Source organism: Vibrio tapetis subsp. tapetis, from assembly GCF_900233005.1.
GTDB classification, from domain to species: Bacteria; Pseudomonadota; Gammaproteobacteria; order Enterobacterales; family Vibrionaceae; genus Vibrio; species Vibrio tapetis.
The window spans coordinates 3,580,643-3,596,327 of the sequence record NZ_LT960611.1 but is presented as its reverse complement, the minus strand read 5'-3'; the positions used below and the strand labels follow the sequence as shown (position 1 = coordinate 3,596,327).

The following is a 15,685-nucleotide window of genomic DNA, read 5'->3' as shown; positions in this document are numbered from 1 at the left end:
GGAAAAAACCGCCCGTAGGCGGTTTTGATATTCTAGGTCGAATTAGAATTGGTAAGCTGTATTTAAGTAGTAAGCACGATCTTGAGTGTTATACTTATAAGCTGTTTCATACTGCTCGTTAAGTAAGTTATCAATTTTAGCTCGAACTACCCAATTAGGGTCGACTTGGTAAGACAAGGACCAATTAACCAAGCTATAAGGAGCTAGCTCCGTTGTGTTTTTGGTATCATCAAATCGCTTACCTTGGTATTGGTAAGATAAATCCGTCCGAATAGCATTATATTCATAGCTAACAAACCACTTCGCCACGAAATTTGCTCGGCGATTAAGCTTCTTAGTTTGAATGTCTTCCGGCTTGCCCCAGCCTGCAACGTTCACTTTATTCTTATGATCTAAGAAATCCATTGATACTGAGTGACTTAAATTACCCGTATCAAATGTAGAACTGAGTTCGATTCCTTTAATATGTGCGTCGGAGTTTTTAAGGTCTTCACCTTTAGACTGATAATTAATCAAGTTAGTGATTGTATTTGAGTATCCAATCACTCGAAAATCAGCTAATTCAGTGTACACTTCCGCGCCAGCTTCAAAGTTAAGTGACTCTTCAGGCTGTAAATCCTCATTCCCATAACCAGGCCAATATAAATTATTATAGGTTGGTGCTTGGAATGCTGTTCCGCCTGATGCTACAAATCTAATATTTTGGTTTAGCTGATAACCCGCACCTAACTGCCAAGTAGTATTCTGACCGTAAACACTGTTTCCATCTTGGCGAATACTCGCTTCTAGCTGAGTACTATCAAAACCCCACAGAGATGAAACAAATATAGCTTGATTACTTCTACCCGTTTTTCCGTATTTTTGATACTTACCGCTGCTATAAATATTTGAGTCTGCGACTGAGTCCTGAGTAAAATCTAAGCCTGCATTCATAACCCACTGAGCGTTAATCCGATATATATTAACGATACTAGCAGCATGCCTTTTAGTCACAAGATGGCTTCCGTTTGTCGTGCCACCAAAATTATCACTGCTATCTTTGTTGGTCGATAACGACAAAACCGAACTAAAGCGACCTATATCGTAAGTAATTGACCCTGCGTAATTATAAAGCTCTGATTCTTGCTCATCAGGAGCCTTACCATCATAGCTTTCATAGTCACTATTACTATGATGATAGAAGCCCATAAAATTGGCCGACCAAGAATCAGAAATAAGAGTTCCGACTTCAAAGTTTACGTCCTTACGACTATAACCATCGTTATCTGGTTGGCTTGGTCCTGTCCCGCCTACATCAAACCCTTCAGCCGCTTCAGTATTTACGGACAGATTAAGCCACGATTTATCCCCTAGCTTACCGCTATATCCAGCACCAGCCTGACGATATTTGTCTGACCCCAGCCCCGCTTTAATAATTGCAGTATTTTCACTAGCACCAGAGCTCGTAATAATGTTTATAACACCGCCAATAGCATCTGCTCCGTAAACTGCTGCTCTAGCACCTTTAACTAATTCGATTCTCTCTACACCAGCAAGAGGTATCGCGGTAAAGTTAGCACTTCCTGTCGTAGCGCTGCCTATTCGTACACCGTTATAAAGAACCACTACATGATTAGATGCGCTGCCTCGAATATAAACAGAACTTGATTGGCCTCGGCCACCATTCTGAGCAACCTGTACTCCGGGCAAAAGCGCAAGAGCCTCTGACAGAGACTTTATTTGAAGGTTTTCAAGTTGATCTTTGGTGACATACTCGACTGTTGCAGTCACTTTTCCTACTGGCTGCTCAAAACGGTTCGCTGTCACGACCATGGTTTCTTGAGTTTGAGATTTTGGAGTGGAATCTGCCGCTTCTTGTGCGAAAGATGTAGGGATGTGTGTCATCAGCGACGCCACTGCGGCCGCTAAAACTGTTTTGTTCATTATTTAGAGTCCTAAATTCGCGAGAAATCCTCACCCAATGCCCGTTAATTGTTTTTTTATAGGTACATTAGGTGTTTTTATTTACTGGCAGATATTCGGACTTAAGAGCATGCCTATAAACTATAAGCGCCTAGTACCTCACTTCCCACTTAGCAAGCTAAACAGTGTTCGGGTCTTACCCAAGGTATTCGTTCTCTATTACCGCTGCGCGTCAGTTCTGGATTTTCACCAGATTCCCTTTTCAGGCTCACAATCTGAAGCATTGAAACAATGTTCATCTATGGGCCACCAGCATGGGTACGGATAGTAGTGTGACCTGTGTCTGTTGTCTAGATGTTATTGCTATAAGCTATTATGTTAACTGCACCCGTCTATATGTTGAATTTAGACACTAAAATCACGCAAAACTGGACAAACGAAGTGGATTGAATAAAATCTGCGCTCCTTGTTTCTAGAAACCAATAGGCATGACCTCATGGCAACACTTGATGTGAACCCAGACCGCTACCGCGAGCAACTGGAAGAGAAAACCGAACGTCTTACGCAGATGTTTGCACCTTATAACGTGCCTGAATTAGAAGTTTTCGAATCACCAGAACAACATTATCGCATGCGCGCTGAATTTCGTGTTTGGCATGACGGTGACGACATGTACTACGCCATGTTCAATCAAGAAACCAAGGAAAAGTATCGCGTTGATCAATTCCCTGCCGCAAGTCGTCTTATTAATGACTTAATGCCACTGATCATTGATGCGATGAAAGACAACCCGACCCTACGTCATAAATTATTCCAAGTGGATTTCTTATCGACATTAAGCGGTGAGATCCTTGTGTCACTGCTTTATCACCGCCAGTTGGATGATGCTTGGATCGCCGATGCTAAAGCACTAAAACAGCGCCTTAACGACGAAGGCTTCAATTTGAATTTGATTGGCCGTGCTCGTAAAATGAAAATCGTACTCGATCAAGACTACGTGATTGAAAAGCTCAACGTGAACGGTGACAGCTACATCTACCAACAAGTAGAAAACAGCTTTACTCAACCTAATGGCATCGTTGCTCAGAAGATGTTGGAGTGGGCTGTCGATTGCACCCAAGACAGTCAAGGCGATTTACTTGAGCTTTACTGTGGCAATGGCAACTTTTCTCTGGCTCTTGCGCAAAATTTTGAACGCGTTCTGGCGACTGAACTGGCGAAACCATCCGTTGACTCAGCACAATTTAATATTGCGGCTAATAAAATAGACAACGTTCAGATTGTTCGCATGTCAGCAGAAGATTTTACTCAAGCAATGGAAGGTAAACGAGAGTTCCGCCGCTTGAAACAGCAAAACATCGATTTAAGCAGCTACAACTGCAACACCATCTTTGTTGATCCACCTCGCTCTGGTATGGACATTGACACCTGTAAAATGGTGCAAGGATACGAGCGTATTATGTACATCTCTTGTAACCCTGAAACACTAAAAGAGAACTTAGACGTACTTGGTGAGACCCACAACATCACCCGTTTTGCTTTATTTGATCAGTTCCCATATACCCACCACATGGAAGCGGGCGTATTTTTAGAACGAAAAGCATAAACTGAAAACGCAAAATGCAGATGTTAAAAAGCCGCTAGTGATAGCGGCTTTTTTCATTCTTGTTGTGTACTTAGCTAAGCTTATTTACACGGCTAGCCTTGTTTGACTATATAACCCAGTTTTTTACCCACCCAAAGCATCAATATCAAGGTAACTAGAATGGCAAAGAAATTCGAACCTGTATCTGGATACTGAGCTTTTAAGAATGCCGAGTAACCAAATGCACCTACGAAGAAACAACCTAAGCCCACTAATGGGATTTCTTCTGCAACCGGATTACGTAAGTACTCTTGATATAAGCTTTGAACAGCCAAAACCAAAGCGATCAGAGGAAAAATAGAGAACGAAACTTCGCTAACTGTTAATCCTGCTAATAATGCGTTACCACACATACCTGCTACCAAAGCTAAAAGTAGCGTTTTCTTTTCTGAGCCGAAGTCTTTTTGAGTTGCTTCATTAGACATTGTTTAACCTGCCTTACTATTTAGTTGATTCACGTTCTTTTCGGTACAAGAATGCACCTTTTGCAATAATTCTTAGTTGAACGACTAAGCGCTCAACTTGTTCCTTTCTTGATTCTGAGTCTAAATCTAGTGATTCCGCCCCAGAACTGAATACTAACGTTACAGACGCTTCAGCTTGAACAATCGCTTCTTCTCGAGCCATGCCCGTTGACACCAAATATTCTGTTAATTCGGCTGCGAAATGCTGCATCTCACGAGCAACTGCTGCACGGAAAGCCGCGGATGTGCCTGAGCGCTCACGTAGCAATAAACGAAATACGTTAGGGCTACTTTCAATGAACTCCATAAATGTTTCCACTGAAGTCCGAATAACACTGCCTTCTCTTACAATGCGCTGCCTTGCTTGGCGCATTAGTTGGCGTAACAAAAGGCCTCCTTCGTCGACCATCGTCAAACCCAGTTCATCCATGTCTTTAAAGTGGCGATAAAAAGAAGTTGGAGCGATTCCCGCTTCTCTGGCCACTTCACGCAAGCTTAAATTTGAAAAGCTGCGATCAGCACTTAGCTGTCGAAAGGCCGCGTCGATCAATGAACGGCGAGTTTTTTCTTTTTGTTGAGCTCGGATTCCCATGAATTTTCTACTTTGTCTTTAGTAATTTTGCACACGCACTGTCGCGCATCCAATTACTATACCGTGAAAGTAACGGCTGTCCATTTGTAGGCAACGACTACTTTACGGATTTTTGTAAGAATTGCTGATTCAACAGCAGGAGTTATTAGCCACTTCACAATTTCTATTGCAGAAGCAACGTGATCCCTTCCACTGTCTGATAGCACAAACATTTATCCATCAAAGGAATAGGTTAAGATAAAGATAATATATTGTTAAGCACTAAGCAAAAGGCAGAACTATGACCTCGACTCACTTTGACGCAATTGTAATTGGCAGTGGCCCAGGAGGCGAAGGTGCTGCTATGGGTCTCACCAAAGCCGGGCTCAATGTTGCGATCATCGAACGTGAACCTAATGTTGGTGGTGGTTGTACCCATTGGGGCACCATACCTTCAAAAGCATTGCGCCACGCAGTTAGTCGCATCATTGAATTCAATAACAACCCACTTTTCTGCCATAACAACAGCAGCCTCCACGCTACATTTTCTACCATTTTGGATCATGCTAAGAGCGTAATAGACAAACAAACTCGAATGCGCCAAGGTTTTTATGACCGCAATGAGTGCCAATTAATCTTCGGTGCTGCCAAATTTATCGACGCACATACTGTTGCTGTTACACAAGCCGATGGAAGTGTAGACCACTACACAGCCGACAAGTTCGTTATTGCGACAGGATCTCGTCCTTATCAACCTGCAGATGTCGATTTCAACCACCCTCGCGTATATGACAGTGATTCAATTCTGTCTCTGGAACACGACCCTAGACACATCATCATTTATGGTGCAGGGGTTATTGGTTGTGAATACGCTTCAATTTTCCGAGGCTTAGGTGTTAAAACCGATCTCATCAACACCCGTGACCGACTGCTTTCTTTCCTTGATAACGAAACCTCCGATGCGCTTTCTTATCACTTCTGGAACAGTGGTGTGATCATTCGCAATGACGAAACTTACGAAAAGATAGAACCCACAGAAGATGGGGTCGTCGTACACCTAGAGTCTGGTAAAAAGATGCGAGCAGACTGCATTCTTTATGCCAATGGACGAACGGGGAATACCGACAAGCTCAATGTGGAAGCCGCTGGTCTAAAAGCCGATTCACGCGGGCAGCTTAGCGTAAATAATAACTACCAAACTGCGTGTGAACACATTTATGCAGTAGGTGATGTTATCGGCTACCCAAGCCTTGCCAGCGCAGCTTACGATCAAGGTCGATTTGTCGCACAGGCTATAACCACTCAAGGTGAAGCTTACAATTACTTGATTGAAGACATTCCAACAGGTATCTACACGATTCCAGAAATCAGCTCCGTTGGTAAGACAGAACAAGAACTCACTGCAGCCAAGATACCATATGAGGTAGGTCGCTCTTCATTCAAACACCTTGCTCGAGCTCAAATTGCAGGTAAAGACCTTGGTTCATTGAAAATACTGTTCCATCGAGAAACAAAAGAAATCCTTGGCATCCACTGCTTTGGTGAAAGGGCTGCTGAAATCATTCACATTGGCCAGGCCATCATGGAACAAAAAGGTGAAGCGAATACCATTGAGTATTTCGTTCAAACCACCTTTAACTACCCAACCATGGCTGAGGCTTATCGTGTTGCGGCGTTAAATGGCTTAAACCGCTTGTTTTAGCGAACTGAACACTGAAACGAACTAAAAAAGGAGTACCGATCGCTATCGGTACTCCTTTGGTTTGTAGCCATTTAACACTCACCAGCACGAAAATACAGTTTCACGCTTGTTAACATACTTACACGAGAAACGTATTGGCTCGCCATTGATGGAAGAACAACACGCCTAAACCAATGCCACGCATGGCCATAAAACTGAGCATGGCTATCCATAACGCGTGATTGCCCATATGCTCAAATGCAAAGAAAGCCACAAAGAACGCACCAGACGCCACAAACATGCTGTTTCTCATTTCTCGTCCTTTCGTTGCACCAATAAAAATACCATCAAGTAAAAAACACCACATAGACACTAACGGCATTGCGATTAACCAAGGTAAATAACGGGCAGCTTCATGTTGGACAATATCGATACTGGTGATCAACGCGATCAAGTTGTGGCCAAACAGCCAGAAAATGAGCGTTAGGATCATAGTGATCACTAAGCTCCAAAAGGTTGTTCCTATCAGTGTTTCTGACAACGCTTCGCGATTCTTTGCACCAATGGCTTTACCCACCATGGCTTCCATCGCATAGGCGAATCCGTCCATGCCATACGAAATGATCATCAAGAAACTCATCAACACCGCATTAGCCGCAACGGTATCGTCACCAAAGCTCGCGCCTTGGAAGGTCATGAAGCTAAAGGCGGCTTGTAAGCATAGTGAACGTAAAAAGATATCCCGATTCAGTTTTACGAATCTCGCTAAACCTTGAGTTACCCCTGAACGATGCTGTAGCGGAGAAGGCAGCTCTAATCGTCGCCATGTACGCCATACAAAGAACAAACCAAGAGACAGCGCCGAATAATCTGCAATAACTGACGCTAACGCAGCCCCTTCCACCTTCCAATCAAAACCAAGTACAAAAACAACATCAAGTAGGATATTCACTAGGTTGGAAATGATAACAATCCACATTGGACCTTTGGCATTTTGAGTCCCGAGTAACCAGCCTAGAATGACAAAATTACCTAGCGCCGCTGGGGCACTCCAAGCCCTTATGCTGAAATATTGCAATCCATATGTCTTTACCTGCTCACTGGCATCACTTAACGCAAAGATTCCGTGAGCGATCGGTTGGTGAAATATTAGAAATATCAACGCAAAGATCATTGCCATCAGCATGCCTTGCATACCCACCTGTGCAAGTTTTTCTTTGCTTTTTGCCCCGTAAGCTTGCGCGGTAAGCCCTGTTGTCGCCATACGTAAAAAGCCAAGCAACCAGAATGTCACACTGACCATAGTGCCACCGAGTGCGACACCACCTAAATACCAAGAATGCTCTAAATGGCCAATCACCGCGGCATCCACCAAACCCAACAAGGGCACGGTAATGTTAGATAGCACCATAGGAATAGCAAGTAAGAGTACTTGCTTATGAAGCGACAGATTCGAAAGGGATGATAAAAGGGATTTGTTCACGTTAACCTCATCAGTAGATCTGATGAGGTTAACCACTATCTATGTCAGTTGCAATCACCCTATGTTAGGTGCGGTCACCAACGCATTTGCAAAACAAGAGGCGTATAACTGTGACTGGTTGGCATTTTAGCAAGCCATCTTTGCCACATCTTCCAGCGCATACAATGCCCTTCTACTGGCGATTGTACTTTTATCCATTGAGACCAGGGTAACCATTTGCCAAAACGCTCGGCGGGATTGGCAAAGCCGTACTGATATTCCGTTGTCCCCAACTTTTTACCCAACCAAGATTGCGTTTTATCTCCGGCGACAACAAAACAGCTTTGAGCATGAATAAAGCGCCTTGCAAGCATGCACATAAATTTACCAATTTCGGATTCACTGCAATTGAGCAATGCGTGATCCGACACAATCAAGACAGGTGCATCTTCAGGAATGGCTAGCTCATCAAGCCACTCGGTCTGAGTCACACTGCCACAACGAAGTTGGTAACGTTCACTTGGATGAAACAGCCTTTGCCGCCACAGTAGGTTTTCACTGATGTCCAACTCCAACCAATGACAGCGGCCATTGTCTAATCGGTAGAATCGGGTATCCAATCCAGCGCCAACATTGAGAACCCATGCATCGGGGTGGCGGTGAAGAAAATTGCGGACGGCATCGTCGCATAGTTGAGTAAGAGAAGCATGAAGAAGTTGCTGTTGATCGATGTCTCCGGCCAAACAGTCTGGGGCGAGATGACAACGACGACAAGCATTGGCAGCAATAGGATCAAACACCAAGCCACCATCAACCATGCTTTCTCGGCTTCTAAGCCACATAGGTTGTAATAGATGTTTGGGGATCTGGTACTGCGCTTTAGGAGGGGATTTCAATTGTGTCATTATCATCTTCCCTATAATACTATAAAGATGATAATGACTATCATTTAACTTTGCAAGAAACGATTTACTCTTGTCCTGATTTATTTTCTTAAACCAGGTTACATCCAATCGCCGCTGCGAATGATCCCAACAGCGATGCCTTCAATAGCAAGGTGTTGAGACGTTAAATCAACTTTAATCGGTTCGAACTCTTCGTTTTCAGCATGCAATAGAACCGTCGCACCTTTACGCTCTAGACGTTTTACCGTTACGTCATCGTCAACACGAGCAACGACAACTTGGCCATCGCGCACGTCTTCAGTCTTGTGTACTGCAAGTAAATCGCCGTCCATAATACCGATGTCTTTCATACTCATGCCATTAACTCGTAGTAAAAAGTCGGCTTGAGGCTTAAACATCGATGGATCTACTTGATAGTGAGTCTCTACGTGCTCTTGCGCCAAAATAGGTTCACCCGCTGCCACTTGGCCAATTAATGGCAAGCCGCTTTCGGATTGATCTTCTAGCAGAATTCGAATACCACGAGAAGCGCCAGGAATAATTTCAATCACTTCCTTACGAGCCAGTGCTTTTAGGTGCTCTTCTGCCGCATTAGCGGAGCGAAAACCTAACTCTTTCGCGATTTCTGCTCGCGTTGGAGGCATTCCTGATACTTCGATCTTATCTTTAATAAGCTCGAAGACTTGTTGTTGTCGCGCCGTTAAAGGCTTCATTAGGTCACCTGTCTGTTTATACAGTTAACTGTGAGTATATCCAGTAACAGCAATAGATCAAACACAATTGTTTATTTTTTAACGCATTTTGAATTCATAGAGCCGCCTAAGTCACGCTTTGCTCCTATTCTTAATGAGTCGGCCTTTATCGTCACAACAAACAGATCAGTTTTTGCGCATTATTGATAAAAGGTTAGACCAGTTTCTGATATCCTTGCAGCGCAAAATCTAGTGATGCAATAGCGTTTGAAACGTTAAAGCAAAATTTACACACCGCTGAGGCAGTTATTGTTATGTCTTCTGGAGACACTTTTTCCCGCTCACTACTGAAACTGCCGTTGGCCGTTTTGGTAAAAGGCACCACGATCCCTTCGAATCCGGTTACCGACCTAGGCATCGATATTACCAAGCCTATCGTATATGCATTGCCTTTCCGCTCTAATGTGGATTTAGTCACATTGCAAAAATACGCATCGGAGTTTGGATTACCTGACCCGCTATCTCCGCTTGAGATAAACGGCAAAGCGTTTGGACGGTTTGTATTTATTACTTCCCGCCCAACATTACTGCAAAGTGACAGTGATGCACCACACGAGTCTATCGAACTATTTTCAGACTTATTGCAACTTCACGGACAAGACAATGACTTAGATATTCAAGTGTTGCCTATTACTGTGATGTGGGGAAGAAAACCTGGAAAAGAAGAAAAACAGAAGCCTTATCTTGAAGCAATGAACGGCTTACAAAAAATGGCCGCTATCGCCTTTGCCGGTCGTGACTGTTTGGTTCGTTTTAGCCCTGTCGTCTCTTTGCGTTACATGGCCGATAATCATGGGGTTGATAAAGGCATTGCTCATAAGCTGACTCGTGTTGCTCGAATTCACTTCTCTCGTCAGAAAATTGCAGCATCAGGCCCTAGCTTACCCAATCGCCAGGTTTTATTTGACCGCCTGTTGAAATCAGAAGCCATCAAAAAAGCCATTGAAGAAGAAGCGAAAAGCAAAGACATCAGCATAGAGAAAGCGCAGAAAGAGGCGCAATCCATCATGGATGAAGTGGCGGCGAACTTCTCTTACTCATTGGTCAAAAATGGTGAACGCATTCTTGGTTGGCTTTGGAATCGCATTTATCAAGGCCTGAATATCAGTAATGCCTCTACTGTGCGTAAACTTGCACAAGATGGTCATGAAATTGTTTATGTACCTTGTCACCGCAGCCATATGGATTACTTACTGCTGTCTTACGTCCTTTATCGTGAAGGCATGGTGCCACCACACATTGCAGCAGGCATAAATTTAAACTTTTTCCCTGCTGGCCCAATATTCCGTCGTGGCGGTGCGTTCTTTATTCGTCGTAGCTTCAAAGGCAATAAACTTTATTCCACTATCTTCCGTGAATATCTGGCTGAGTTGTTCGCGAAAGGCTACTCGGTTGAATACTTTAGTGAAGGGGGTCGCTCTCGTACAGGCCGATTATTGCAGGCTAAAACCGGGATGCTGGCGATGACCATTCAAGCGATGCTACGTGGTTTGAACCGCCCTGTTACCTTAGTTCCGGTCTACATCGGTTACGAACACGTAATGGAGGTCTCGACTTACGCTAAAGAGTTACGTGGCAAGCGCAAAGAAAAAGAAAACGCGAGTTTGGTCATTCGCACCATTCGTAAGTTACGCAATTTTGGCCAAGGTTATGTCAACTTTGGTGCGCCCATTCAGTTAAACCAGTACTTGAATGAACATGCGCCTAATTGGACTAACGACATTGATTCTGTAGAAACACAAAAACCACAATGGATGAATCCGGTGGTGACTTCACTTGCAGACAAGATGATGACGCACATTAATGATGCGGCGGCAGCCAATGCTCTTACGCTTTGTGCCACAGCTCTCTTGGCATCGCGCCAACGAGCATTATCACGAGATACTTTGGTCGCTCAGATCGAATGCTACATGTCACTACTGAAGAATGTTCCTTATTCACAGACGTCAACATTGCCAGACAAAACGGCATCTGAACTAGTAGAGCATGCAGAGTCACTCGATAAGTTTGTTATAGAAGCCGATAGCATGGGTGACATTATTTCTCTTGATCGTCAGCAATCAATATTGATGACTTACTATAGAAATAACATCATTCACTTATTCGCTATCCCTTCTTTGATTGCTCAGATGGTCATTCAACATCAGACTCTGACGATTACTGAAATTCAGCGCGCGGTGACCACGCTTTATCCGTTCTTGAAAAAAGAGCTCTTCTTACGTTATGAACTGCAAGACATCAATGATGTCGTCAGCAAAACGATTGATGAGCTATCAGCACAGGGCTTAGTGACTAAAGCCGAGCAAAACATAAGCCTAAATCAAGCACACATCCAATCATTAATGTTGCTTTCTCGCACGATATTGGAAACGCTGCAGCGCTATTCTATTGCTGTTTGCCAGTTAGTGGCGGAACCCGATCTAGGCAAAGCGGATTTGGAACTCAAGAGCCAACTTGTCGCCCAGCGTTTAGGTCAATTGCATGGGGTGAATGCGCCGGAGTTCTTCGACAAAGGAGTCTTCTCTGCGCTATTTAGCACACTTAAGCAAGAGGGCTATGTTAATCAAGATGGTGGCTGCGATTTAGCAAAATCTCAGCAACTGGCCGATATGCTTTCTGCATTGGTTTCAACTGAAGTGAAATTAACGATTCAAGAGAGCATTCACTTGGATAATGAGAAGTAAGTGTTGATTGAGATAGCTTCTCAAGCCGACAACTAAACTTGGCTCTCAAAAAAAGCGACCTTCATACATGAGGTCGCTTTTTTTATACATAGTAAACGGATATTGAGTTAGAGAGATATCACCACCAGAAGCTCACTAAAATCCCTAGCGTAATCGCCATGCCTACGTGGTTATTATTAAGGAATGCATGAAAACACGGTTGGCGCTCTCGACTACGAATTTGATGTTGTTGATAAACAAAAAGAGCGGCAGCAACGAGTACTCCCCAATAAAACCCACTACCCAGTGACAACCAACCTCCCAGCACGATCAATAAAGCAATCACCGCTAGTTGCAAAAGACCTATAATGAGCTTGTCCGAACGACCAAATAAAATCGCGGTCGACTTTATGCCAATATTCAGGTCATCGTCTCTATCCACCATGGCATATTGAGTATCGTAAGCGATCGTCCATAACGCATTAATCAGAAAGACTAACCACACTTGTGGCGGCAACTCATTTGATTGTGCCGCCCACGCCATCGGGATCGCCCAACTAAACGCAAGGCCTAGGAATAACTGAGGTAAATGAGTAAAGCGTTTCATAAATGGGTAGATAAACGCTAACACTATACCCGCAAATGACAACTGAATAGTGAGCGTGTTCATGCTCAACACCAAGACAAAAGAGAGCAGCGCAAGAACCAAAAATAAGATCAACGCTTCTTTACTTGAAACCAAACCAGAAGGCAACGGACGTGCTTTAGTACGTTCAACATGACCATCAAAATTACGATCGGCGTAATCATTGATAACGCAACCTGCCGAGCGCATTAAAAAAACACCAGCAACAAACACGACTAAGACATCAATCTTTGGGATACCACCAGCCGACAGCAGTAACGCCCATAACGTTGGCCACATTAATAATAAAGTACCAATTGGCCTATCAAGTCTCATTAACTGAAGGTATGCACGCGCCTTCGCCATTGTCATTTCATTACCACCGAACAAGAATACATAGGAGAATTTGGCAAAAATAACTCTGCCACTAACATGGGTTTATGGTTCATCCATAATCGTGAGCGCCGAGCTAACAATCGGCCTTCTGGTACTTCAGCCCAGCCTACTTCCAGCTCATCTCGCTTAACATACTCGGCATTAAACACTGTTAGACCTAATGGAATATCACCTTGGCGAGTCAAATCATGTTGCTGACCCTCCAACGAAGACAGCGGAATGAGTGTTCGGCCAAGTACCCACTCATGTTCATCCCCTGATAAAATAACTTCTCGAAGCAAATAATCTTCCTGAACCAAACAACCTCTTTCGTGCTCAGATACTTGAGCGTGGTTGATGGTTTCATTTTTCAGCAGGTTCACACTCAATTTGCTGCATTCTTTTGCCAAAAGGCGAGAAAGCGAGCCTTCCTCTAATAACCACAAACGTGATTTTTCATCTTCAAACGAAAATGTTTCGGGCTGCTGCCATTTCACTTTCTTGAGCGCGGTAAAGTACAACGATTTCAACTCATCCATACCAATATTCTATTCATCACGATCTGGTTTACAATAACGTACTATTTAAGAGAATTTTCTTTCAATTTCGTCACTGTTGACTCACTATTGTAACAGACAAATCCTATTCGAATGTCGTCATTGGCACAAACAAAAGACACAATTATGCATCGACAATTGCTCGCAAAAATTTTACTGGTTTTTATCGCCTTAATTTCTTTTCCAAGTATGGCGGAAGAAGAAGCCGCTGGGCCTAAATTCGCCTACTACACATTGCAACCGGATCTCACGACTAACTTTCATACCAGCGGAAAAAAGCTGGGTTACTTGCAAGTTCGCATTGATATAATGGTTAACGACACAACATTTGTTCCGTTACTAGAACAACACAACCCACTTATTCGTGATGCGGTTGTGGATATGTTAGGTAGACAAACTGAAGACGTCGTTAAGTCTCTTTCTGGCCGCGAAGAGCTTAGAAAGAAAATGATCGACCAGCTAAATGAAATTTTGTTGGCGGAAACAGGAAAAACGCTCATTGCCGATTTGTTGTTTACCAAGTATTTATACCAATAGCTGGGTACTACATTCAAACGGACTTCAGTTAGCAAAAAGACGACTTCATGTCGTCTTTTTTAATGATTATATTTTGGTATTTAGCTTTTACACTATGAGTGCGTACTCTGAGAGTTAAAACGCTGAGCATCAAACAACCCAAGCCCTACTCCCGACAACAAACCAACAAGGTGAGCGGTATTAGCAATCGCCATGAAAGGTTGTACATACCCCAACACTAACCAAACCAGCATAAACCCAATGATCGGTTTTTGAATGAGCAAACCTTTTTGAGGAGCCTTAATAGTCAACATCCACAAATAGCCCATCAATGCATAAACAACACCGGATAAGCCGCCAAAGTTAGCACCTTCAACCCAGAACTGCCCCGCACCAGAAAGCGCCGCTGACACCATAAATATTTGTACCAACTTTCCGCTGCCGATGCGCTGCTCGATGTCTCCACCAAACTGCCACCACCACAGTAAATTAAATACGATATGGGTTACTGAAAAATGCAATATCGCATGAGAGACCCAGCGCCAAAGTTCAAATTTCTGGCCTTCGTAAGCCGGAAAATGCAATAAATTCAATATCGATTGAGCGCTGCTAAACTGCAGTAGACCATAAACCACAATAGACAGCAGCATCACCAATATAGTGACGGGCCCTGCTTTGTTTTTTATCATCGCCAAAAAGCTCGGCATTGGGTAATTAAACTGGCGGGTTCGACTTTCTGCCATATCCCATGACGCCGCTTGGTATTTACTGGCGGTTGGGTTGTCCAAAAACAGAGTCAGTTCAGATTCAACTTCGACTTGGTATTGGCTGTCTTTGAGCCAAAGCCCAAAATTACCCTCACCTTCAGGCATCATATCGATTTCTATCTGCCTAGATGCCATATAATCAATAAAAGCTTGAGCAACTCTTGGATTATTCATCGCAATCAGTCGAATCATACTGCCTCCTAAGCTAGGGTCACCATCGGAAGTTCTAGCTTTTGCCACGCATCAAAGCCACCATCGACACTGTAGACCTCATCATAACCTTGATTAATTAAGTCCTTGACTACTGATCCCGCGATAACACAGCACTAATACAGGCTGCTCAAAGTCATGCTGTGCCATGAACGTCGCCATAGATTCATTAGTCAATTGAAAGGCATTTTCAGGATGAGATAACGTGAAAGATTGATGATCTCGAATATCCACCAATACAGCATTTTTTTCGCTCATTAGCTTGTATGCCGCTGTTACATCAATGTGCTGAAAAGTTTCCATCTTTATCCCTAATTTCATTCATATAAGTGACGGCCATTGTAACGTATCCAGAGGCTGAACGTGAATGCCTAAGTTACCCCTGAATAAGGCTGTGCAAAAGTTAGGCATTTGTGGATAACACTGTGGATTGCGTTGATAAAGTAGGTTTAGGATCTTAGATCCACTACATGTAGTAATGATCTTTGTTTATCTGTGTGTAAACCAAAAAGTATCCCCACGCGTCACTTGGGCGCAATGCCCCGTTATAGGCGGTTCTACCCTCTGTTAATAATAATTACCCCACAGAC

General features: G+C 43.5%; 13 protein-coding genes, 1 pseudogene and 1 riboswitch. Of the genes and pseudogenes, 4 read left to right on the top strand and 10 right to left on the bottom strand.

What is annotated here, in order from left to right; all coding sequences use genetic code 11:
* Positions 1-42: 42 nt before the first annotated feature.
* A complete protein-coding gene (locus VTAP4600_RS16200; protein ID WP_102523721.1) occupies positions 43-1,923 on the bottom strand; it encodes a TonB-dependent receptor domain-containing protein in 1,881 nt (626 codons plus the stop codon).
* A gap of 69 nt (positions 1,924-1,992) precedes the next feature.
* A riboswitch (cobalamin riboswitch) is annotated at positions 1,993-2,231 on the bottom strand.
* Positions 2,232-2,398: 167 nt separating this feature from the next.
* Between VTAP4600_RS16200 and trmA the strand changes: the two genes are divergently transcribed.
* Positions 2,399-3,508, top strand: coding sequence for a tRNA (uridine(54)-C5)-methyltransferase TrmA (gene trmA / locus VTAP4600_RS16195; RefSeq protein WP_102523720.1), 1,110 nt, complete (start codon positions 2,399-2,401; stop codon positions 3,506-3,508).
* Between the two features lie 92 nt (positions 3,509-3,600).
* Here trmA and VTAP4600_RS16190 read toward each other — a convergent pair whose 3' ends face one another.
* On the bottom strand, positions 3,601-3,972 hold the full coding sequence (locus VTAP4600_RS16190; RefSeq protein WP_102523719.1) for a YijD family membrane protein: 372 nt from the start codon (positions 3,970-3,972) through the stop codon (positions 3,601-3,603).
* 16 nt (positions 3,973-3,988) lie between these two features.
* Entirely contained in the window at positions 3,989-4,603 is a 615-nt protein-coding gene (fabR, locus tag VTAP4600_RS16185) for an HTH-type transcriptional repressor FabR (RefSeq protein WP_102523718.1), read from the bottom strand.
* Positions 4,604-4,883: 280 nt separating this feature from the next.
* On the opposite strand from fabR, the gene sthA reads away from it, so the two are divergent.
* Positions 4,884-6,284: a Si-specific NAD(P)(+) transhydrogenase gene (gene sthA / locus VTAP4600_RS16180; protein ID WP_102523717.1), complete on the top strand. Its 1,401-nt coding sequence runs from the start codon at positions 4,884-4,886 to the stop codon at positions 6,282-6,284.
* Between the two features lie 118 nt (positions 6,285-6,402).
* Here the strand turns inward: sthA and dinF are convergent, their stop codons facing one another.
* The 3 genes from dinF to lexA all read right to left on the bottom strand — a co-directional run bounded on the left by dinF (position 6,403) and on the right by lexA (position 9,343).
* Positions 6,403-7,746, bottom strand: coding sequence for an MATE family efflux transporter DinF (gene dinF / locus VTAP4600_RS16175; protein ID WP_102524021.1), 1,344 nt, complete (start codon positions 7,744-7,746; stop codon positions 6,403-6,405).
* 74 nt (positions 7,747-7,820) lie between these two features.
* Positions 7,821-8,630 (bottom strand): class I SAM-dependent methyltransferase, encoded by an 810-nt coding sequence (locus VTAP4600_RS16170; protein WP_102523716.1) that lies wholly within the window; start codon positions 8,628-8,630, stop codon positions 7,821-7,823.
* A 98-nt stretch (positions 8,631-8,728) separates the two neighbouring features.
* Positions 8,729-9,343, bottom strand: coding sequence for a transcriptional repressor LexA (gene lexA / locus VTAP4600_RS16165; protein WP_102523715.1), 615 nt, complete (start codon positions 9,341-9,343; stop codon positions 8,729-8,731).
* 293 nt (positions 9,344-9,636) lie between these two features.
* Here lexA and plsB point away from each other — a divergent pair, with 293 nt between their 5' ends.
* On the top strand, positions 9,637-12,066 hold the full coding sequence (gene plsB, locus VTAP4600_RS16155) for a glycerol-3-phosphate 1-O-acyltransferase PlsB (protein ID WP_102523714.1): 2,430 nt from the start codon (positions 9,637-9,639) through the stop codon (positions 12,064-12,066).
* 118 nt (positions 12,067-12,184) lie between these two features.
* On the opposite strand, the gene ubiA is transcribed toward plsB, so the two are convergent.
* Positions 12,185-13,042 carry a 4-hydroxybenzoate octaprenyltransferase gene (ubiA, locus tag VTAP4600_RS16150; protein ID WP_102523713.1) on the bottom strand — a complete coding sequence of 286 codons (858 nt, stop codon included), beginning with the start codon at positions 13,040-13,042 and terminating at the stop codon, positions 12,185-12,187.
* Complete coding sequence (locus VTAP4600_RS16145; protein ID WP_102523712.1) at positions 13,039-13,584, bottom strand: chorismate lyase; 546 nt, start codon at positions 13,582-13,584, stop codon at positions 13,039-13,041. The genes ubiA and VTAP4600_RS16145 overlap by 4 nt, the downstream gene beginning before the upstream one ends.
* A 144-nt stretch (positions 13,585-13,728) precedes the next feature.
* Here VTAP4600_RS16145 and VTAP4600_RS16140 point away from each other — a divergent pair, with 144 nt between their 5' ends.
* Complete coding sequence (locus VTAP4600_RS16140; RefSeq protein ID WP_102523711.1) at positions 13,729-14,139, top strand: flagellar basal body-associated protein FliL; 411 nt, start codon at positions 13,729-13,731, stop codon at positions 14,137-14,139.
* 92 nt (positions 14,140-14,231) lie between these two features.
* Here the strand turns inward: VTAP4600_RS16140 and glpG are convergent, their stop codons facing one another.
* Entirely contained in the window at positions 14,232-15,077 is an 846-nt protein-coding gene (glpG, locus tag VTAP4600_RS16135; RefSeq protein WP_102523710.1) for a rhomboid family intramembrane serine protease GlpG, read from the bottom strand.
* An 8-nt stretch (positions 15,078-15,085) separates the two neighbouring features.
* Positions 15,086-15,398, bottom strand: a pseudogene (glpE, locus tag VTAP4600_RS16130) (thiosulfate sulfurtransferase GlpE).
* Positions 15,399-15,685: the final 287 nt, after the last annotated feature.

What these genes read in the sequence shown, in the direction of transcription:
- VTAP4600_RS16140 (WP_102523711.1), top strand. Translation starts at nt 13,729, where the DNA reads ATGCATCGACAATTGCTCGCAAAAATTTTACTGGTTTTTATCGCCTTA.
- VTAP4600_RS16170 (WP_102523716.1), bottom strand. Translation starts at nt 8,630, where the DNA reads ATGACACAATTGAAATCCCCTCCTAAAGCGCAGTACCAGATCCCCAAA.
- lexA (WP_102523715.1), bottom strand. Translation starts at nt 9,343, where the DNA reads ATGAAGCCTTTAACGGCGCGACAACAACAAGTCTTCGAGCTTATTAAA.
- trmA (WP_102523720.1), top strand. Translation starts at nt 2,399, where the DNA reads ATGGCAACACTTGATGTGAACCCAGACCGCTACCGCGAGCAACTGGAA.
- plsB (WP_102523714.1), top strand. Translation starts at nt 9,637, where the DNA reads ATGTCTTCTGGAGACACTTTTTCCCGCTCACTACTGAAACTGCCGTTG.
- ubiA (WP_102523713.1), bottom strand. Translation starts at nt 13,042, where the DNA reads ATGACAATGGCGAAGGCGCGTGCATACCTTCAGTTAATGAGACTTGAT.
- sthA (WP_102523717.1), top strand. Translation starts at nt 4,884, where the DNA reads ATGACCTCGACTCACTTTGACGCAATTGTAATTGGCAGTGGCCCAGGA.
- glpG (WP_102523710.1), bottom strand. Translation starts at nt 15,077, where the DNA reads ATGATTCGACTGATTGCGATGAATAATCCAAGAGTTGCTCAAGCTTTT.
- VTAP4600_RS16200 (WP_102523721.1), bottom strand. Translation starts at nt 1,923, where the DNA reads ATGAACAAAACAGTTTTAGCGGCCGCAGTGGCGTCGCTGATGACACAC.
- VTAP4600_RS16190 (WP_102523719.1), bottom strand. Translation starts at nt 3,972, where the DNA reads ATGTCTAATGAAGCAACTCAAAAAGACTTCGGCTCAGAAAAGAAAACG.
- VTAP4600_RS16145 (WP_102523712.1), bottom strand. Translation starts at nt 13,584, where the DNA reads ATGGATGAGTTGAAATCGTTGTACTTTACCGCGCTCAAGAAAGTGAAA.
- fabR (WP_102523718.1), bottom strand. Translation starts at nt 4,603, where the DNA reads ATGGGAATCCGAGCTCAACAAAAAGAAAAAACTCGCCGTTCATTGATC.